This is a genomic window from Pandoraea sp. CB10b_02 (genome assembly GCF_002216225.1).
Lineage (GTDB): Bacteria > Pseudomonadota > Gammaproteobacteria > Burkholderiales > Burkholderiaceae > Pandoraea > Pandoraea nosoerga.
In genome coordinates this window covers 12458-30648 of record NZ_NJGW02000011.1, presented here as the reverse complement: position 1 = coordinate 30648, position 18191 = coordinate 12458, and the positions used below count along the sequence as shown (strand labels likewise).

The following is an 18191-nucleotide window of genomic DNA, read 5'->3' as shown; positions in this document are numbered from 1 at the left end:
TGGCGGGCGGGCCCGCTCAGGCGCGCCCGCGCGCGTTGCGGACCTTGGCGCGCCGGGCCGTCATCTGCATGACGATGAGCAGCGGCACGATCAGCACGAAGAACACCGCCGTATAGGCGCTGCCGATCTCCAGGCGCAGCGACGCGTAGGCGTCGGCCAGTCCCACCGGCAACGTTTTCGTATCCGGCGTGTGCAGCATCCACGTGAGGTTGAACTCGCCGAGCGAGAGCGTCACCACGATGAGCGCAGCCGCCACGATCTCGCTGCGGATGTTGGGCAGCACCACGGTCGTGAAGCGGCGCAGAAAGCTCGCGCCGAGGCTGGCCGCGCCCTCCTCCATCAGCTTGATGCGCGAGTCGGCGCAGGCGGCGGCCACGGCGCGCACCATGAACGGCAGCGTGAAGATCACGTGTCCCGCGATGATGAAAGCGAGGCTCTCGCGAAACCCGCGCATGCCGCCATACACGCTGATCAACGCAAGCGCGCTGGCGAGCCCGGGCAACGCAATGGGCAGCGTGAGCAATTCCTCGATCCAGCGCGCGAGACGGCTTTGCCAGCGCGCCAGCACATAACCGGCCGGCACGCCGAGCAGCGTGACGAGCACGAGCGTGGCCGCACCGACATACAGCGAATTCAGAATGGCCTCGTGATAGTCCTGCCAGACCTGGATCACCCACCTGAGCGTAAGTCCGGCGGACGGGCCCCGGAAATAATTCACCGACAGGCCCGCGAGAATCGACATGGCCACGGGCACGAGCAGGAACGCGCACATGAGCAGCGTGAGCAGCAGCTGCAGCGCAAAGAGCGTTTTCTTGAGCATGCCGATCAGCCTCCTGCCGCCACCGTCTGACCGGTGAAGTTGCGGGCGAGCATGAGCACCGCCCACGTGACGATGCCCAGAATGACCGAGAGCGCCGCCGCCGTGGCGACGTTCGCGTTGAGCGTGAATTCGGTGTAGATCGTCATGGGCAGCACGTCGATGTCCGTGGCCAGCGTGAAGGCCGTGCCGAACGCGCCGACCGAAGTGGCGAAGCACATCGCGCCCGAGGCGATCAGCGCCGGGGCGAGCGCCGGCAGCGTGACGTCGCGCGCAATGGCGAACGGTCCCGCGCCGAGCGACGCGGCCGCTTCCGTGAGGGAATGGTCGAGCGATTCCGCCGCGGCCATCACGGCGAGGATCACGCGCGGAATCGAGAAATACAGGTAACCGAGAAAGAGGCCCGCGAGCGAATACGCGAACACCAGCTTCTCGCCGAACAGCCTTGCCGTCAGATCGCCGATGAGACCCTGGCGCCCCGCGAGCATGATGACCATGAAGCCGACCACCACGCCCGGAAACGCCAGGGGCAGCGTGAGCATCGACACGAGCGCCGATTTGCCGGGGAAGTCATGGCGGGTGAGGAAGAGGCCCGCCACGAGCGACAACGCCAGGGTGGCAAGCGTGACCAGTGCGGAGAGCACCACGGTCTGCCACAGGCTGTCGAGATAGCGCGCGTTGGTGAGGATCGCGCGGTAGGTCTCGAGCGCGTGACCGTCGCCGCTGACCTGCACCAATGCGGCCATCGGCAACAGCCAGAACGCCAGAAAGACCGCCAGTGCGGGTAGCAGAAGTGCCACGCGCCAGCCGCGCGGCAAAGTCAGGTCACGCATCGCTTGCTTTGCTCCTCTTCCTCGTTGGCCTTTCGCCGTGAGCGCGCGCTCGTTAGCGGACGTTCTTCAGATACTGCTGGCCGAACGCGTCCTGCTGCGCCGCGAGCTTCTGCAAATCCACGGGCTTCACGCGCGCGTAGTCGGTCGCCGGCAGGAACTTCGCCGCCACGTCGGCCGGCATCGTGCTCGCCCGCACCGGACGCAGGAACGCCTGCGCCCAATGCGCCTGGCCCTTGTCGGAGAGCGTGTAGTCGATCACTTTCTTGCCGTTCTCGGCGTGCGGCGCGTTCTTCACGAGCGCGATCACGTATGGCAGCGACACCGAACCTTCCATCGGAATCACGAACTGCACGTTGGCGCGGTCCTTGTAGATGGCACGATAGGCGTTGAAATCGAAGTCGATCAGGATGGGGATCTCGCCCGAGAGCACACGGGCGTATGCGGTCTGCTTCGGCACGATCGGCGCGTTGGCCTTGAGCTTCTGGAAGAAGCCGATCGCCGGCGCGAAGTTGTCCATCGTGCCGCCGAGCGCCTGGTTCGCGGCGATCGCGGCCGCATAGCCGGCGAAGGCGCTGCTCGGGTCGAGATAGCCCACCATGCCGCGATATTCCGGCTTGAGCAGATCGGCCCACGAGCGCGGCACCGGCTTGCCTTCGAGCGCGTCGCGATTGACGAAGAAACCGACCGTGCCCGAGTGAATCGTCGTCCACATGCCGTTCGGATCCTTCATGCTGGCCGGCACCTGGTCCCAGTTCGCGGGCTTATACGGCGCGAGCAGCCCCTTCTTCGCCGCTTCGATGGCCGACGTGATGCCCAGATAGACGATGTCGGCAACCGGCGCCTTCTGTTCGGCGATCAACTGGGCGACGGCCTGGCCCGAGTTCTTGTTGTCGAGCGGCACGCGAATGCCGGTATCCTGCGCGATGGCCCTGACCTGACCGGCCCAGTCGGCCCATTCCGGCGGACAGTTGTAGCAGATGGCGCTCTGCTGGGCGTGCGCGACGCCGGCGCCGAGCACCGAAAAGAGCGCCAGCGTGCGGGCGGCGCGAGTGATCCAAAGCTTCATTTCTGTTGGCTCCTGTGTGTCTGAGCGTGAGCGGCGTGTATGCGTGTGTTGCCATGCCGCCATTCATCTGAAAAATGCGGGCACGGGGCCCGGATGCCTGACTGCCTTGGCCGACCCTGAACTCTCTGACGGAGCCAGTCGTGGGCCAGCTTCCTTGCTGCTTTCTGGTACTTCCTGCTGCCTGTCTGTTACCCGATGCGTTAGCCGCGTACCGCAGCACGGCGCGGCGGCGCGGCCACCGTGCCGCCGCGGCGGATCTCATGCGGCAGGATCAGCGCCTGGCCGAGCGCCGCGTCCCGCATGCCTGCCGCGCTTGCCGCACCGACCGCACCCACCGCGCCCGCGCGGCCGTCGATCTGCGCGAGCAGCCGCTGCGCCGCGTGCCGGCCAATGTCCACGCTCGGCTGCACCACGGTGGCAAGCGTGGGCGAGAGCAACTCCCCCACGGCGAGTCCGTCGAAGCCGAGCACCGAGATGTCGTCGGGCACGCGCAGGCCGGCTTCGCGCAACGCGCGCATCACGCCAAGCGCGAGCAGGTCGTTCGAGCAGAACAGGGCCGTGGGGCGCGCGCCGTCGCGCTCTCGCTGCGCCAGCCATTCGCGCACCCGCTCGCCGCGCGCGCCGCTGTTGAAATCGATCTCGAACGCCGGCAGCGGCGTGAGGCCGGCGGCGCGCATGGCGTCGCCGTAGCCGAGATAGCGGCGCTTGGCGCGATCGGACGCATGTAACGCGCCCGTCACCATGACGATGTCGCGGTGTCCCGCCTCGATCAGCATGGCCACGCCCTGCGCCGCCGCGGCGCGGTTGTCGACCGACACGCACGGGCGCAGCGGCGCGTCGTTGTACACGAGCTGGCACGCCACGCCTTCCGCGCTCAAATCGTCGACGAGCGCGCTGTGCTCGGCATCCGCCAGCGTGAGCAGCAGGCCGTCGACGCGCTGCTGCAGCAGGGTCTCGATGGCGTTTCGCTCACGTTCGGGGTCGTATTGGGTGGTGACGAGCAGCAGGCGATGCCCGGTGCCGTCGATCGCAGCCTCGATGCCCTCGAGGCAGTCCGCGAAGACCGGGTTGCCGAGCGTGGGCAGCATCACGCCGATGAGTCCGGTGCGCTCGCCGCGCAGTTGGCGCCCCAACGCGTTGGGACGGAATTTCAGCTCGGCTGCGGCCGCCTGCACACGGGCGAGCGTCTCGGGACGCACGAGCTGCGGCGAATTGAGTGCGCGCGAGACCGTCGCGATCGAACACCCCGCGCGCTGTGCCACGTCCCGGATATCAGCCACACTCGTCTCCTCGATAGATACCGCCTGAACGCCGTGGATTTCGGAGTTGGCGGCTTTTGCGCAAATGTAAACGTTTACGAAAACGTTTTCACTCCGGGATTCTATGGAGACATTGTGATGAATTGATGACAGCGCGCGTCTGTCCCGCCCCTCATGCTGCACGCGCCCCCGGCAGGAGCCTGCCATCGCCCCGATGTCCCACGGGATTCGGCGAGGGTCGAGCGACGAGCGCCGAGCGCCGAGCGCCGAGTGTCGAGGGCCGAGCGTCGAACGTCGATACGCCGATACACCGATGCGCCGCCTATACTGAAATTCCCCCCTCGCGACAGGGCGTGACGGCACCCTTCTCTCCACGACCGGGACTGGCCATGAACGACTATCACTTCCTCACCCTGTGGCGGCTCACCGCGCCGCTCGACGAAGTCTGGGACACGATTCGCGACATCGATCACTGGGCCCGCTGGTGGCCATGCGTGCGCGAGGTGCGCACGCTCGAGGCGGGCGACACCGACGGCGTCGGCGCCGTGCGCGAACTCACCTGGCACGGCGCGTTGCCCTACTCGCTCACGTTCCTGAGCCGCGTGACCCACGTCGAGCCCATGCGCGAAGTGCGTACCGAGGCCAGCGGCGAGGTCGAAGGCGCAGGCGTGTGGCGCTTCGAGAAGGAAGGGGCGATCACGGTGGTGCGCTACGTGTGGGACGCTCACACTCGGCGCGTGTGGATGGACAAGCTCGCGCCGCTCGCGCAGCCGCTCTTTCGGTGGAACCACAATTACGTGATGCGACGCGGCGGCGAGGGCCTCGCCGCCGTGCTCAACGCGCATCTGGTCGAGTGCCTCGACACCGAATTGCCGCCCGCCACGATCGGCGAAGAACGCACGCCGCGCGACCTGCGTCAGGCGCGTGCTCGCATGAGCCACACGTCGCGGCACTGAGCCGCGGGCGACGCGACAGGCCGGGCGGATCGCGTCCGGCGGCATGTCGCCGCCCTGGTATTCCATCAAGGAATAGACGATCCGATAGATTTCATTATTTTTTATAGACCCGGATGCCTAGACTGGGGGCATCCGGCGATTCGCGCTGCACAGCGCTCGCCTTCCTGCAACGACACTCAAGCTCCAGGAGACCTCGTGAGCCTTGCGACTCCGCCGCTGCTGCGGCACTACGTGGATGGCGCGTTCGTCGCCACCGATCGCCAGTTCGACAACGTGAGCCCGGTCGACGGCCGGCTCGTCGCCAAGGTATGCGAGGCGGACGCGGCCACCGTCGGGCGTGCGGTCGCGGCGGCGCGCCGCGCGCTGCACGAAGGCCCGTGGGGCAGGACCACGCCGGCCGAACGCGCCGCCGTGCTGCACCGCATTGCCGACGGCATCCAGGCGCGCTTCGACGAGTTCGTCGCTGCCGAAGTCGCCGACACCGGCCGCCCGGTCGAACAGGCGCGCACGCTCGACGTCGCCCGCGGCATCGCCAACTTCCGCATGTTCGCCGACCTCGTCAAGACCGCCGGCAGCGAGGTCTACGAGATGCGCGCGGCCGACGGCGCCGACGTGATGAATTACGTCGCGCGCAAGCCGCTCGGCGTGATCGGCATCATCTCGCCGTGGAACCTGCCGCTGCTGCTCTTCACGTGGAAGGTCGCGCCGGCGCTCGCCATGGGCAACTGCGTGGTGGCCAAGCCGTCGGAGGAAACGCCCTCCTCGGCCACGCTGCTCGCCGAAGTCATGCACGAAGCGGGCGTACCGCCCGGCGTCTTCAACCTCGTGCACGGCTTCGGGCCGGACTCGGCCGGCGAATTCCTCACGAAGCACCCCGACGTGGCCGCCATTACCTTTACCGGCGAGTCGCGCACGGGCAGCGCCATCATGAAGGCCGTGGCCGACGGCGTAAAGGAAATCTCGTTCGAGCTCGGCGGCAAGAACGCCGCCGTGGTGTTCGCCGACGCCGATTTCGACGCGGCCGTCGACGGCGTGGTGCGCTCCTCGTTCACCAATGCCGGACAGGTCTGCCTGTGCTCGGAGCGCGTCTACGTCGAGCGCCCCATCTTCGAGCGCTTCGTGGCCGCGCTGGCCGAGCGCGCCGCCGCGCTGCGCATCGACGCGCCCGAGGCGCCCGGCGTGCAGATGGGGCCGCTCGTCTCGCGCAAGCACCGCGAGAAGGTGCTCTCGTACTATCGCCTGGCCGTCGAGGAAGGCGCCACGGTGGTGACCGGCGGCGGCGTACCCGTCTTCGGCGACGGGCGCGATGAAGGCGCATTCGTGCAGCCCACGGTCTGGACCGGCCTGCCCGACACGGCCCGCTGCGTGCGCGAGGAGATCTTCGGCCCGGTGTGCCACGTCGCGCCATTCGACAGCGAGGACGAAGTGATCCGCCGCGTCAACGACAGCGACTACGGCCTCGCGGGCTGCGTCTGGACGACCGATCTGTCGCGCGCGCACCGCGTGGCGCGCCAGTTCCAGACCGGGCTCGTGTGGGTCAACACCTGGTTCCTGCGCGACCTGCGCACGCCGTTCGGCGGCGTGAAGCTCTCGGGTCTGGGCCGCGAAGGCGGACGCCACTCGCTCGACTTCTATTCCGAAATCACCAACATCTGCATCAAACTGTGAGGCGACGGTGCGGGGGTTCCGATGGGGGTCGGGCCACCGCACCCGCGCGCCGTCCACGACAAGGCACAACGGAGGCAAGGCAACATGAGCGCAACGCAAGACACGCAAGCCCGGGTGATCGCCGGCAAGGCCAGGCCGCGCGGCAGGTTCCCGCACATCAAGCGTGCCGGCGACTTCCTGTTCGTCTCGGGCACGAGTTCGCGCCGCCCGGACAACACTTTCGCGGGCGCCGAAGTCGATGCGCTGGGCGTGACGAAGCTCGACATCCGCGCGCAGACGCGCGCCGTCATCGAGAACATCCGGGACATACTCGCGAGCGAAGGCGCCTCGCTCGCCGACGTGGTCGAAGTCGGCGCCTTTCTCGTGAACATGAACGACTTCGGCGGCTACAACGAGGTGTACGGCGAGTACTTCGACGAGAGCGGGCCTACCCGCACCACCGTGGCGGTGCATCAACTGCCGCACCCGCTGCTGCTCATCGAGATCAAGTGCGTGGCCTATGCGCCGCGCGCCCGCTGAGCGCGAACGCCCCCCCAACCTGACGCGGCATGACACGGGAGACAGCATGTTGACGTATGGCAAGCCTTTCAATTTCCAGCGCTGGATCGACGATCACGCGCATTTGCTCAAGCCGCCCGTCGGCAACCAGCAGGTCTGGCACGACAGCGACTTCATCGTGACGGTCGTGGGCGGCCCGAACCATCGCACCGACTATCACGACGATCCCCTCGAAGAGTTCTTTTATCAGTTCAAGGGCAACGCCTGGATCAACCTGTGGATCGACGGCAAGGCCGAGCGCGTCGATCTCAGGGAGGGCGACATCTTCCTGCTGCCGCCGCACGTGCGCCATTCGCCGCAGCGGCCCGAAGCCGGCAGCCTCTGTCTGGTGATCGAGCGCCAGCGGCCGGCGGGCCTGGTCGACGGTTTCGAATGGTACTGCCTGAACTGCGGCACGCAGGTGCATCGCGTGCAGGTGCAGCTCAAGAGCATCGTGACCGACCTGCCGCCGCTCTTCGAAGCGTTCTATGGCAGCGAGTCGCTGCGCCGTTGCCCGGCCTGCGGCGAGATCCATCCGGGGCGCGCCGCGCAACCGAAGGCGGTCGCCTCGGCGTAAGCCGCCGCGCGGGCCCGCCGGCCCGTCACGCCCCTTTCCGTCCAACACACGTCACGTCATGAAGAAAATCGACATGCACGCCCACTTCTTCCCGCGCATCTCGCGGGAGGAAGCGGCCCGGCTCGACCCCGCCACCGCGCCCTGGCTGCGCATCGACGAGGGCGGCGAGACCGGCAACATCATGCTCGACGGCCGCGCCTTTCGCCCGGTCTACCGCGCGCTGTGGGATCCCGCGCTGCGCGTCGAGGAGCTCGACCGTCACGGCATCGACCTGCAGATCGTGTGCGCCACGCCCATCATGTTCGGCTACCGCTACGACGGCCGCACCGTCATGGACTGGGTGCAGCGCATGAACGACCTCGCGCTCGAGCACTGCGCCTACGCACCCGCGCGCCTGAAGGCCATGGCGCAAGTGCCGCTGCAGGACCTCGAACTGGCCTGCGCGGAGGCCTCGCGCGCCAAGGCCTGCGGCCATGTCGGGGTGCAGATCGGCAACCATCTCGGCCCGCGGGACCTGGACGACGAGCATCTCGTGAGCTTTTTGCGGCACTGCGGCAACGAGCGCATTCCCGTGCTCGTCCATCCGTGGGACATGATGACCGACGGCCGCATGAAAAAGTGGATGATGCCGTGGCTCGTGGCCATGCCCGCCGAGACGCAGCTCTCGATCCTCTCGCTCATCCTGTCGGGCGCCTTCGAACGTCTGCCGCGCTCGCTCAGGCTCTGCTTCGCCCACGGCGGCGGCGCCTTCCCATATCTGCTCGGCCGGGCCGAGAACGCGTGGCATTGCCGCGACATCGTGCGCGCCGACAGCCCCCACCCGCCGTCCCATTATCTCGACCGCTTCTACGTGGACAGCGCCGTGTTCGACCCGCGCGCCCTGCGCCTGCTGGTCGACACCATGGGTGTGCAGCGCATCATGCTCGGCTCCGACTACCCATTCCCGCTGGGCGAGCAGGACATCGGCCGTCTGGTGGCCGAACAGCCGGGGCTCGACGCGGCCGACCGGCAGCGCATTCTGGCCGACAACGCCCGGGAGTTCTTCGCCCTGTAACTGGTGCTTTCCCGAGGTGTTTTTGAAATTGCTTGCCTACGTAATAGGCGTCGTTTAGGCTGGTCACTGAAATAGTTGATGCTTAAACAATTTAGCCCTATCCAACGCGCCAGGCCTGTGACGACCGACGTGAAGAAGCGGTCGAGCATCCCGGCGCCAGTCCTTCCTCTGCTGACAGTGCTTGCCAGAACCGGAACTTAGTTTGGAGACCATGATGACGGGAACGAAGACCACGCAACGCAAAGCCATCGCCGCGCTCGGCGCCCTTGCTGCCGCCGCGGCGCTGTTCGCCTCGGGCGGCGCGCACGCTGACGTGAAGATCGGCTTTATCGGTACGCTCTCCGGGCCCGGCGGCGCGCTGGGCCAGGACCAGTACGACGCGTTCATGCTCGCCATCGAGCAAAAGGGCGGCAAACTCGGCGGCGTGCCGGTGCAGGTGATCAAGGAAGACGACCAGCTCAAGCCCGACGTCGGCGTGCAGGCCGCGCAGAAGCTCGTGGAGCGCGACAAGGTCTCGATCATCACCGGTGTGACGTTTTCCAACGTGATGATGGCCATTCACAAGAACGTGACCAACGCGGGCGTGATCATGGTCGGCTCGAACGCCGGCCCGACCCCGATCGCCGGAGCCCAGTGCTCGCCGAACTTCTTCTCGACGTCGTGGGACAACGATGAACTGCACGAGGCCGGCGGCCAGCTCTCGACCGACCTGGGCTACAAGAAGATGTACGTGATGGCCCCGAACTATCAGGCCGGCCGCGACGCCGTGAACGGCTTCAAGCGCGACTACAAGGGCCAGATCGTCGACGAGGTCTACACGCAGGTCAACCAGCCCGACTACTCGGCCGAGATCGCCCAGTTGCAGGCGGCCAGGCCCGACGCCGTGTATGTGTTCTATCCGGGCGGCATGGGCGTGAACTTCGTCAAGCAGTATCGCCAGGCCGGCCTGCTCGGCAAGATTCCGCTGATCTCGGTGTCGACCATCGACGGCTCGACGCTGCCCGCGCTCAAGGAACTGGCCGTGGGCGCCATCACCAGCGCGCCCTACTCGCCCGATCTCGACAACGCGCAGAACAAGCAGTTCGTGGCCGCCTTCCAGAAGAAATACAACCGCGTGCCGTCGATGTACGCCGCGCAGTCCTACGACGCGGCCAACCTGATCGACTCGGCGCTCACCAAGACCCGCGGCAACGCGGCCGATCGCGAAGCGCTGCGCGCGGCCCTCAAGGCCGCCGACTTCCAGTCGGTGCGCGGGCCGTTCAAGTTTGCCAGCAACCAGTTCCCGATTGCGCAGTTCTACCGCGTGGACGTGGTGAAGGACGCCACGGGCGCCGCGTTCGCGGCCAAGGGCAAGATCGACATCAAGACGCGTGCCGATCTGGCCGCGCAGTGCAAGATGAAGTCGTAAGGCCGCGCGCCCCGACACGCCTGAGCCCGCGAGCGGCGGCGCGGTGTCGCGCGACGCTGCGCCGCACGACGAATCTGCCGCAACCGGCGCGCGCATGACGCGCGGCATCGCGCGCGCCGGACGCCGTTGCTGATGTGCCCCTGGCGCCGTGCGCCCGCCGGCACCGGCGTTGCACGACCCGAGCCACACCTGAGCACCATCGAGGGTTTATGAAGCGCTATCGCAATTTCGACGAGGCCGAGCTGGACGTTCAATACAACGCTCGCGCCACCACGCCCAACGTTCTCGACATCCTCGCGCAGTACGCCGCCCAGAGCGCGCACGCACGCGAGACCACGCCCTGCGTTCTGGACGTGGCCTACGGGGATCACCCCGACGAGACGCTCGACATCTTTCCCGCGCCGCAGCCGGGCGCCCCGGTTTTCTTCTTCGTCCACGGCGGCTACTGGCGCGCCCTCAACAAGAGCGACTCGAGCAACATGGCGCCCGCCTTCACGCGTGCCGGCGCCACGGTCGTGACCATCAACTACACGCTCGCGCCCGCCGCGTCGCTCGACACCATCGTCGACCAGACGCGCCGCGCGCTGGCGTGGGTCTACCGCCACATTGGCGAGCACCATGGCGATGCGCGCCGCATCCATGTGTGCGGCAGCTCCGCCGGCGGCCATCTGGCGGGCATGCTGCTCGCCGGCGGCTGGCACGCGGACTACGGTGTACCGGAGGACGTGATCGCCGGCGCCGCACCGCTCTCGGGCCTGTTCGATCTCACGCCGATTCCGTACACGCATATCAACGAGTGGATGAAACTCTCGTTCGAGGACGCTCGCCGCAACAGCCCGTACTTCCATCTGCCCGGCCGGGGCTGCCCGATCGTGGTGTCCTACGGCGAGACCGAGACGGCGGAGTTCAAGCGACAGAGCGACGATTACCTCGCCGCGTGGCGTGAGCGCGGCTTTCCCGGCGAATACGTGCCCATGCCCGGCACCAACCATTTCGACATCGTACTGACGCTCAACGACCCGACCAGCCCGCTCACACAGGCGATCTTCCGTCAGATGGGCCTCGCCGCCCGGGAGGCAACATGAGTCTCACGCTGTTTCTCATGCAGTGCCTGAACGGGCTGCAACTCGGGGTGCTGCTGTTCCTGATGGCCGCCGGCCTCACGCTGGTGTTCGGCATCATGAACTTCGTGAACCTCGCGCACGGCTCGCTGTACATGATGGGCGCGTTCATCGCCGCGACCGTGTACAACCACACCGGGTCGTTCGCGCTCGCGGCCGTGGCCATCGTGCCCGCCATGCTGCTCATCGGCCTGATCGTGGAGTTCGTCGCGCTCAAGACGCTCTACGATCGCGACCACCTCGATCAGGTGCTCGCCACCTTCGGCCTGATCCTGTTCTTCAACGAGCTGGCGCGCATGATCTGGGGGCCGTCGCCGTACTACATGGAAGTGCCCGAGTGGCTCGCCGGTACGGTCGATCTGTTCGGCCTGCCGTACCCGGCGTATCGCTTCCTGATCATCGTGGTGGGCCTGGCCGTGGCGCTCGGCTGCTATGTGCTCATCCACCGCACGCGCATCGGCATGCTGATCCGCGCGGGGGCAACGCATCGCCAGATGGTCGGCGCGCTCGGCGTGAACATCGTGCTGCTCAACTCGCTGCTGTTCGGGCTCGGCGCGATCCTCGCGGGCATTGCCGGTCTGATGGCCGGTCCGATCCTGTCGGTGCAGCCCGGCATGGGCGAGCCGATTCTGATCCTGACGATGGTCGTGATCGTGATCGGCGGCATCGGCTCGGTGCGCGGCGCGTTCCTCGCGGCGCTGATCGTCGGCGTGGTCGACACCGTCGGGCGCACGGTGCTGCCCACGCTGCTGCGCAGTCTGCTCGAGCGCAGCACGGCCGACACCGCCGGCCCCGCGCTCGCCTCGATGCTCATCTATCTTGTGATGGCGGCAGTGCTTGCCGTGCGTCCGCAAGGTCTCTTCCCGGTCAAACACGGTTGACGATGGAAATGAAACTCAATCTTCGCACCGCCGTGCCATTGCTGCTGCTGGCCCTGCTGGCACTGGTGCCCCTGTACGCGACGTTTGCGCAGCAACCGTTCTTTCTCACGCTGTTCGGACGCATCGTGGTGTTCGCCATTGCCGCCGTCTCGCTCGACCTGATTCTCGGCTACGGCGGCATGGTGAGCTTCGGCCACGCGCTGTACCTCGGCCTCGGCGCCTACGTGGTCGGCATCCTGAGCTATCACGGCGTGGACAACGGCTTCCTGCACCTGGGCGTGACGCTGCTGCTGTGCGCGCTGGTGGGCGCCGTCACCGGCCTGCTCTCGCTGCGCACCACGGGTATCGCGTTCATCATGATCACGCTCGCGTTCGCGCAGATGTTCTACTTCCTTGCGGTGAGCCTCAAGCAATACGGCGGAGACGACGGCCTGCCCGTGTCGGCCGCCAGCCGCTTCGGCGGCGTCTCGCTCGACGATCCCGCGCTCCTGTACTACGTGGCCTTCGCCGTGCTGTGTCTGTGCCTGTGGGCCGGCCGACGGCTCGTCGATGCACGCTTCGGCATGGTCATTCGCGGGGCGCGCCAGAACGATCGCCGCATGCGCGCGCTCGGTTACCCCACGCTGCGCTACAAGCTCGTGGCCTACGTGATCAGCGCGATGATCTGCGGCGTGGCCGGCATGCTGTACGCCAACCTCACGCACTTCGTCTCGCCGGCCTACATGGCGTGGACCGCGTCGGGCGAACTCATCGTGATGGTGGTGCTCGGCGGACTCGGCTCGTTCTTCGGGCCCCTGCTCGGCAGCGCCGCCATGCTCCTGATCGAGGAATGGCTCAAGGGCATGACCGAGCACTGGATGATCGTGTTCGGCCCGCTCATCGTGGTAGCGGTCCTCATCTCGCGGCGCGGCCTGTACGGGCTGCTCGGCGATCTTCAGGTGCGGCTCGCCCGACGCGCCGGCACCGACACCGTGGAGGGCAAGGCATGAGCCTTCTCAAAGTCGACCGACTGGTCAAACGCTACGGCGGCCTGACCGCGACCGATCACTTCTGCCTGGACGTCGCGCCCGGCGAGCTGCACGCGATCATCGGCCCGAACGGCGCCGGCAAGAGCACACTCATCGGCCAGCTCGCGGGCGAGTTGCGCTCGGACGAAGGCACCATCCTCTTCGACGGACGCGACATCACGGCCATGCCGATCGAGCAGCGCGCCCACGCGGGACTCGCACGCTCGTACCAGATCACTTCGGTATTTCGCGAGTTCACGGCGCTGGAGAACGTGCTCGTGGCCGTGCAGGCGATGCAGGGCCACAGCTTCGGCTTCTGGCGTCCGGCCATTCGCGACGCGGCGCTGGTCGAACCGGCCCGCGAGATTCTGGCGCGCACCGGGTTGGCCGCGCGCATGCACGTGCCGGCGAGCGCGCTCGCCCATGGCGAGCACCGCCAGCTCGAGCTGGCCATGGCGCTGGCCGGGCGTCCGAAGCTGCTGTTGCTCGACGAGCCGATGGCCGGGATGTCGCAGGCCGAGTCCGAGCAGATGACGCATCTGCTCGCCGATCTCAAGGGCGACTACGCCATCGTGCTCGTGGAGCACGACATGGACGCCGTGTTCGCATTGGCCGACCGCATCACGGTGCTCGTCTACGGGCGCGCCATCGCGTGCGGCAACGCTGAGGCCATCCGTCGTGACGCGGGCGTGCGTGAAGCTTACCTCGGGGACGAAACCCGCAACGAAATGCTGGGAGCGACGGCATGAGCGTCTTGTTGTCTTTGCGCGGCGTGGAGTCGTACTACGGCGCCAGCCAGGCGCTGTTCGGCATGCAACTGGAGATCGAGCGCGGGGCGTTCGTCACGTTGCTCGGCCGCAACGGCATGGGCAAGTCGACCACCGTGAAGTCGATGACCGGGCTCATGCGATCCGCGCGCGGCGAGATCGTGTTCGACGGCCAGCCGATTCACGCGAGCCCGTCGCACCGCATTGCGCGGGCCGGAATCGGACTCGTGCCGGAAGGACGCCAGATTTTTCCGACGCTGACCGTGCGCGAGAATCTGGTGGCCACCGCGAGCAACCGGCACGGCGCGCATTCACCGTGGACGCTCGAGCGCATTTACGCGCTGTTTCCGCGCCTGCGCGAGCGCGAAAAGAACCTCGGCAGCAACCTCTCGGGCGGCGAGCAGCAGATGCTCGCCATCGGGCGCGCGTTGATGACGAATCCGAAATTGCTCATTCTCGACGAAGCAACGGAAGGTCTCGCGCCGCTCATTCGCGGTGAAATCTGGCAGTGCCTCAAGCAACTCAAAGGCAGCGGCCTGTCGATCCTGTGCATCGACAAGAATCTCGCGCCCATGCTCGAGCTTGGCGACCGTCACTACATCGTCGACAAGGGCCGCGTGGCTTGGCAAGGCGACTCGAATGCATTGCGCGAAGCATTGCCGCAATTGCAGACGTACCTGGGTGTTTGAGGTGCGCCGTCAGCGGCACGTCCCGCACGCGGGATGTGCACTGCACGGCACGCGTTTCGCATGATCTGCGTAGTACTCGATAGGTGTCAGACGCGAAAATCGCGAGTGATTTGTGAAAGCACCCAGCCGGTCAATGTGATGCAATCGGCTCCGCTTGATTGATATTTGCAAGCGCCTTTCCTTCACTCTCATCAGGACACCGGTCAGGACTATGGCTTACTCAAACACGCCTTCCAATCCCTTCCGCTGGCTGCTTTCGCAGGACACCGGTGCGCCGCCGCCCACCGAGCCGGCACACGTCGAGAACGGTCTTCCTGCGGATCTTCCGCTCAATATCAAGGAGCTGCCGCGCACGCCGTTGCCAAAGCTCGAGGTCTTTCCGGACGAGTTGCTGGCGCTGCGCAAGCATTTAGGGATGTCACGCAATGTCTTCGCGCACTATCTGCGCACCAATCCGCGCACGTTGGAAAACTGGGAACAGGGCCGCGCGCGCCCCAACGCACAAGCGGCCTGCCTGATCCGGCTCGTGCAGCAGAACCCCGCGCTCGTCTCATCGCTGGCCCGCCTGTAAGCACGGAGCCGCCGCTCCATAAGCCACGTCGGGTGGCCTTGCCGCGGCGCCGGGGCAACTCCCGGGGCCGCGGCACTTGGGTGGTACGTCGACTCGCACACGGCTCGACGTGCCACCCTTTTTTGCGCATGGCGACGGCCGACAGGCGCTAGCGCGGCTTGACCGGATCGAGACCGCACGCCTCGCGCAGGCAAGCGACGAAGCGCTCGCACGCGGGACTCGGCTGCTTGTCGGAGCGCAGGGAATAGCCCACGTCGCCAAAGCTGCCCGGCATGGTGTCGGCCAGCACGCGCAGCAATCCCGATTCGACGAACGGTGTGGCCGCGGCGCGCGGCATGAGCGCCACGCGCGCCGTCTCCAGCATGAGGCCGATGTTCGTGAGCACCGACAGGGATTCCACGACGTCTTCGGGCAGCGGCAGTCCGGCGTCGTGAAAGAGACGCTCGGCGGCAAGCCGCGAGGGAGATTCGGGCACGGGCAGAATCCACGCGCCCTCGCGCAGTTGCGCGAGCGGCACGCGCTCACCGGCGCCTTCCCAATGGCGCGTTGCGCCAACCACGCAGAGCGATTCGTTGAAGAGCACTTCGTGCGTGAGCGCAAACGCGTTGGCCACCGGCAATGCCCGCTCCGGCAGACGACCCACGACAATGTCGAGATCACCGCTCGCGAGCGCCGGGAACAGCTGCGCCGTCGTCGCTTCCCGCACCGTGACGAGCACGCCGGGGGCGCGCGACTTGAGCATGGCGATCGTGCGCGGCAGCAAATCGGCCGACGCCGAGATGAGCGTGCCGACGATCACGTGTCCGCTGGTGCCCGCGCTGAACGCGTTCACCTCATCGGTGAGATAGCGCAATTCGGCCATCAGCGACTTCACGCGATGGCCGAGCAGCTCGCCCAGTTCCGTGGGCTGCATGCCGCGGTTGCTGCGCACGAAGAGCGGGCCCTCGAAACAGGCTTCGAGTTCGTGCACGATCTTGCTCACGGCGGGCTGGGTCAGACCGGTCTCATTGGCCGCGCGCACGAGCGAGCCCGTCTCGAGCACGCGGTCGAAGACCTGAAGCTGGTGGAACTTGAGCTTTCGTCCGAGATGGAGGGCGGTCCAGGGGAGTGATCGCATCGAGGTCCTGTTCAGACCGCCGCCGGAGAGCCCGACGGGGTCGTCGCGCTTGGCTGCGGCGGCACGGCGTGTCCACCGGGCTCGGCCGCGAGGAACGCCGCGACGTACTCTTCGAGCATGGCCACATCGGGCAGCGAGGCCGGGTTGACGTGATGATTGACAAGGCAGCCGTCAAAGGTCAATACCAGCATGTCGACGAGGCGCGCGCGCCGCACGCCGTCGCGGGCCAGGCTCGGTGCGCTGGCAGCGAGCATGCCTGACAGACGCTCCCGAAACCACTGCAGCAGCGAGGGATCGTAGGGGTCCCCGGCGCTCACCGTCGCCAGCGCCTGGACGAGGTTGTGCGAGAAGCCGTTGTCGAGCCGCGGTATGTCGACGAGCAGACCGCGCAGCAGCGCGCGCATGCGGGCCGGCGAGCCATGTGCGGCCATGACGTCCGCTTCGAGCGCCCCGATGCGCGCCTTGAACCATCGTTCATAGACGCAAAAGAAGACCTGCAGCTTGGCTGTGAAGTAACTGTAGATATTCGCGTGCGAAATACCGGCGCGCTTGGCAATCTGCACCATCGTGGTGTCGACATATCCCTTCTCGAGAAACAGGGCGTGCGACGCTTCGAGGATGGCCTGACGGATGTCTTCTTTCTTGACTTGTGGCATAGGTAAGCCTGCGCGGATAGGCCGGGCACCTCAATCATATTGTCTTGAAGTCCGCTGAAGCCGTTACCGGACGTCAGCGCGCACAGTATGCCAGCGCAAACGCAGCTTGCGGCGAAAACTACGCGCAAACACTCCCCCGGACTTTCCCGGTATTTCAACGCATACAACGTGAATTGCGATGACAGACATCGCGTAATGCGCCGGGTTGCCGCGTATTACGCGCACGTAGACCGGCGTCCGCTGAGCGGTTTTCCCGAGTCAATATTTCAAGATTGAACAATTTCGGTGTCATCTTTTCCGCCGCCATGCGCCACATCGGGGCCGCGGTGAGCGTGCTCGTAGGACTTGGCCGACATGACACGCCGGCGGCAGTCGCTACGCCCCGCCGACGCGAGTGCAGACGCGGCACACCGGACGCAATCTCGCAGCTCGGCGCCCGCGTCGGCGCATTCCTACATGCTTAGGAGTCCTTCTAGTATTGCCGGCGATCTCCCGCACCTTGTCATCCCCGTTGTGGGCGCGCCGCGACGAATCCACTGCATTCCCATCCTTCCCATTCCTCCCATTCCCGCACCACCGCCTCATTACAAACGCTTACAACATCGATCGATCCAATTCACGCAACTTGCGTCCAACGAACGTCAATCCATGATGACGACGGGCGGGATCTACACCGCTCTCGCAAGGAGGTCAGGATGCGAAGCATGTCGAAGAACAACACAATGCGAGGCGGGCCGGCGAAGCGCCCCGCGATGACGACGAAGGCTGCGAAGGCGGTGTCGCCCGCAAGCCTCGCCGCGGTGCTCGCTGCGCTCGCGGCGCTGGCCGGCTGCGCCACGCAGGCACCGCCCCAGCCGCGCCTGCCGTATCGCGGCGAGCAGACGAACCCGGCCTATCAGCCGAACTGCGGACCGCCGCCGTATCCCGCCGGCTCGCCGTGCAGCCCATACGCGTCGCCCCCGGCAGTCCCCACGACCGATGCCTACGGGCGCCCCTATCCGCCAACGGATGGCTACGGACGCCCGTACCCGTCAGATGCGCAGGGCAGGCCGTATCCGCCGCCTCCGCCGCCGCCCGCCTATCAGGAAACCTACCCCGCCAATGGGGCGGGCGCGCCGACGCCGGGCTCGGAAACGGCGCACTGACGGCAGTTGGACAGAGGTGCCGAGGCATCGGCAATACGGGGCGTTCGGCGTCGGGCCTCGGA

General features: G+C 66.7%; 19 protein-coding genes. 13 read left to right on the top strand and 6 right to left on the bottom strand.

The window, feature by feature from the left end:
• Positions 1-16: 16 nt before the first annotated feature.
• From CDN36_RS13585 to CDN36_RS13570, 4 genes are all read right to left on the bottom strand, one after another.
• Positions 17-820, bottom strand: coding sequence for an ABC transporter permease (locus CDN36_RS13585; protein ID WP_150555232.1), 804 nt, complete (start codon positions 818-820; stop codon positions 17-19).
• Positions 821-825: 5 nt separating this feature from the next.
• Entirely contained in the window at positions 826-1650 is an 825-nt protein-coding gene (locus tag CDN36_RS13580) for an ABC transporter permease (protein WP_150555233.1), read from the bottom strand.
• A gap of 52 nt (positions 1651-1702) precedes the next feature.
• On the bottom strand, positions 1703-2716 hold the full coding sequence (locus CDN36_RS13575) for an extracellular solute-binding protein (RefSeq protein WP_150555234.1): 1014 nt from the start codon (positions 2714-2716) through the stop codon (positions 1703-1705).
• A gap of 200 nt (positions 2717-2916) precedes the next feature.
• A complete protein-coding gene (locus CDN36_RS13570) occupies positions 2917-3996 on the bottom strand; it encodes a LacI family DNA-binding transcriptional regulator (RefSeq protein ID WP_150555235.1) in 1080 nt (359 codons plus the stop codon).
• 368 nt (positions 3997-4364) lie between these two features.
• On the opposite strand from CDN36_RS13570, the gene CDN36_RS13565 reads away from it, so the two are divergent.
• The 12 genes from CDN36_RS13565 (at position 4365) to CDN36_RS13510 (ending at position 15211) form a co-directional block, all read left to right on the top strand.
• Positions 4365-4931 carry an SRPBCC family protein gene (locus tag CDN36_RS13565; RefSeq protein WP_150555236.1) on the top strand — a complete coding sequence of 189 codons (567 nt, stop codon included), beginning with the start codon at positions 4365-4367 and terminating at the stop codon, positions 4929-4931.
• A gap of 195 nt (positions 4932-5126) precedes the next feature.
• Complete coding sequence (locus CDN36_RS13560) at positions 5127-6599, top strand: 2-hydroxymuconic semialdehyde dehydrogenase (RefSeq protein WP_287496980.1); 1473 nt, start codon at positions 5127-5129, stop codon at positions 6597-6599.
• Between the two features lie 84 nt (positions 6600-6683).
• A complete protein-coding gene (locus CDN36_RS13555) occupies positions 6684-7118 on the top strand; it encodes a RidA family protein (protein ID WP_287496979.1) in 435 nt (144 codons plus the stop codon).
• Between the two features lie 46 nt (positions 7119-7164).
• Positions 7165-7713 carry a 3-hydroxyanthranilate 3,4-dioxygenase gene (locus tag CDN36_RS13550; RefSeq protein ID WP_150555239.1) on the top strand — a complete coding sequence of 183 codons (549 nt, stop codon included), beginning with the start codon at positions 7165-7167 and terminating at the stop codon, positions 7711-7713.
• Between the two features lie 58 nt (positions 7714-7771).
• On the top strand, positions 7772-8767 hold the full coding sequence (locus CDN36_RS13545) for an amidohydrolase family protein (RefSeq protein ID WP_150555240.1): 996 nt from the start codon (positions 7772-7774) through the stop codon (positions 8765-8767).
• 214 nt (positions 8768-8981) lie between these two features.
• On the top strand, positions 8982-10175 hold the full coding sequence (locus tag CDN36_RS13540; protein ID WP_150555346.1) for an ABC transporter substrate-binding protein: 1194 nt from the start codon (positions 8982-8984) through the stop codon (positions 10173-10175).
• A 209-nt stretch (positions 10176-10384) separates the two neighbouring features.
• Positions 10385-11260, top strand: coding sequence for an alpha/beta hydrolase (locus CDN36_RS13535; RefSeq protein WP_287496978.1), 876 nt, complete (start codon positions 10385-10387; stop codon positions 11258-11260).
• Entirely contained in the window at positions 11257-12177 is a 921-nt protein-coding gene (locus CDN36_RS13530; RefSeq protein WP_150555242.1) for a branched-chain amino acid ABC transporter permease, read from the top strand. Before CDN36_RS13535 ends, CDN36_RS13530 begins: the two co-directional genes overlap by 4 nt.
• Positions 12178-12185: 8 nt before the next feature.
• Complete coding sequence (locus tag CDN36_RS13525) at positions 12186-13166, top strand: branched-chain amino acid ABC transporter permease (RefSeq protein ID WP_150555243.1); 981 nt, start codon at positions 12186-12188, stop codon at positions 13164-13166.
• Positions 13163-13933 (top strand): ABC transporter ATP-binding protein, encoded by a 771-nt coding sequence (locus CDN36_RS13520; protein ID WP_150555244.1) that lies wholly within the window; start codon positions 13163-13165, stop codon positions 13931-13933. Before CDN36_RS13525 ends, CDN36_RS13520 begins: the two co-directional genes overlap by 4 nt.
• On the top strand, positions 13930-14640 hold the full coding sequence (locus CDN36_RS13515) for an ABC transporter ATP-binding protein (protein WP_287496977.1): 711 nt from the start codon (positions 13930-13932) through the stop codon (positions 14638-14640). Before CDN36_RS13520 ends, CDN36_RS13515 begins: the two co-directional genes overlap by 4 nt.
• A 211-nt stretch (positions 14641-14851) precedes the next feature.
• Complete coding sequence (locus CDN36_RS13510; protein WP_150555246.1) at positions 14852-15211, top strand: helix-turn-helix domain-containing protein; 360 nt, start codon at positions 14852-14854, stop codon at positions 15209-15211.
• Between the two features lie 148 nt (positions 15212-15359).
• Here CDN36_RS13510 and CDN36_RS13505 read toward each other — a convergent pair whose 3' ends face one another.
• Positions 15360-16328, bottom strand: a complete 969-nt coding sequence (locus CDN36_RS13505) for a LysR substrate-binding domain-containing protein (protein ID WP_150555247.1) — start codon at positions 16326-16328, stop codon at positions 15360-15362.
• 11 nt (positions 16329-16339) lie between these two features.
• Positions 16340-16984, bottom strand: coding sequence for a TetR/AcrR family transcriptional regulator (locus tag CDN36_RS13500; protein WP_150555248.1), 645 nt, complete (start codon positions 16982-16984; stop codon positions 16340-16342).
• 704 nt (positions 16985-17688) lie between these two features.
• Between CDN36_RS13500 and CDN36_RS13495 the strand changes: the two genes are divergently transcribed.
• The gene (locus tag CDN36_RS13495; RefSeq protein ID WP_150555249.1) at positions 17689-18129 is read left to right on the top strand and encodes a hypothetical protein; all 441 of its coding nucleotides are present in this window, start codon (positions 17689-17691) and stop codon (positions 18127-18129) included.
• Positions 18130-18191: the final 62 nt, after the last annotated feature.

What these genes read in the sequence shown, in the direction of transcription:
- CDN36_RS13510 (WP_150555246.1), top strand. Translation starts at nt 14,852, where the DNA reads ATGGCTTACTCAAACACGCCTTCCAATCCCTTCCGCTGGCTGCTTTCG.
- CDN36_RS13575 (WP_150555234.1), bottom strand. Translation starts at nt 2,716, where the DNA reads ATGAAGCTTTGGATCACTCGCGCCGCCCGCACGCTGGCGCTCTTTTCG.
- CDN36_RS13585 (WP_150555232.1), bottom strand. Translation starts at nt 820, where the DNA reads ATGCTCAAGAAAACGCTCTTTGCGCTGCAGCTGCTGCTCACGCTGCTC.
- CDN36_RS13500 (WP_150555248.1), bottom strand. Translation starts at nt 16,984, where the DNA reads ATGCCACAAGTCAAGAAAGAAGACATCCGTCAGGCCATCCTCGAAGCG.
- CDN36_RS13545 (WP_150555240.1), top strand. Translation starts at nt 7,772, where the DNA reads ATGAAGAAAATCGACATGCACGCCCACTTCTTCCCGCGCATCTCGCGG.
- CDN36_RS13515 (WP_287496977.1), top strand. Translation starts at nt 13,930, where the DNA reads ATGAGCGTCTTGTTGTCTTTGCGCGGCGTGGAGTCGTACTACGGCGCC.
- CDN36_RS13505 (WP_150555247.1), bottom strand. Translation starts at nt 16,328, where the DNA reads ATGCGATCACTCCCCTGGACCGCCCTCCATCTCGGACGAAAGCTCAAG.
- CDN36_RS13555 (WP_287496979.1), top strand. Translation starts at nt 6,684, where the DNA reads ATGAGCGCAACGCAAGACACGCAAGCCCGGGTGATCGCCGGCAAGGCC.
- CDN36_RS13535 (WP_287496978.1), top strand. Translation starts at nt 10,385, where the DNA reads ATGAAGCGCTATCGCAATTTCGACGAGGCCGAGCTGGACGTTCAATAC.
- CDN36_RS13550 (WP_150555239.1), top strand. Translation starts at nt 7,165, where the DNA reads ATGTTGACGTATGGCAAGCCTTTCAATTTCCAGCGCTGGATCGACGAT.
- CDN36_RS13520 (WP_150555244.1), top strand. Translation starts at nt 13,163, where the DNA reads ATGAGCCTTCTCAAAGTCGACCGACTGGTCAAACGCTACGGCGGCCTG.
- CDN36_RS13525 (WP_150555243.1), top strand. Translation starts at nt 12,186, where the DNA reads ATGAAACTCAATCTTCGCACCGCCGTGCCATTGCTGCTGCTGGCCCTG.
- CDN36_RS13540 (WP_150555346.1), top strand. Translation starts at nt 8,982, where the DNA reads ATGACGGGAACGAAGACCACGCAACGCAAAGCCATCGCCGCGCTCGGC.
- CDN36_RS13530 (WP_150555242.1), top strand. Translation starts at nt 11,257, where the DNA reads ATGAGTCTCACGCTGTTTCTCATGCAGTGCCTGAACGGGCTGCAACTC.
- CDN36_RS13565 (WP_150555236.1), top strand. Translation starts at nt 4,365, where the DNA reads ATGAACGACTATCACTTCCTCACCCTGTGGCGGCTCACCGCGCCGCTC.
- CDN36_RS13495 (WP_150555249.1), top strand. Translation starts at nt 17,689, where the DNA reads ATGTCGAAGAACAACACAATGCGAGGCGGGCCGGCGAAGCGCCCCGCG.
- CDN36_RS13580 (WP_150555233.1), bottom strand. Translation starts at nt 1,650, where the DNA reads ATGCGTGACCTGACTTTGCCGCGCGGCTGGCGCGTGGCACTTCTGCTA.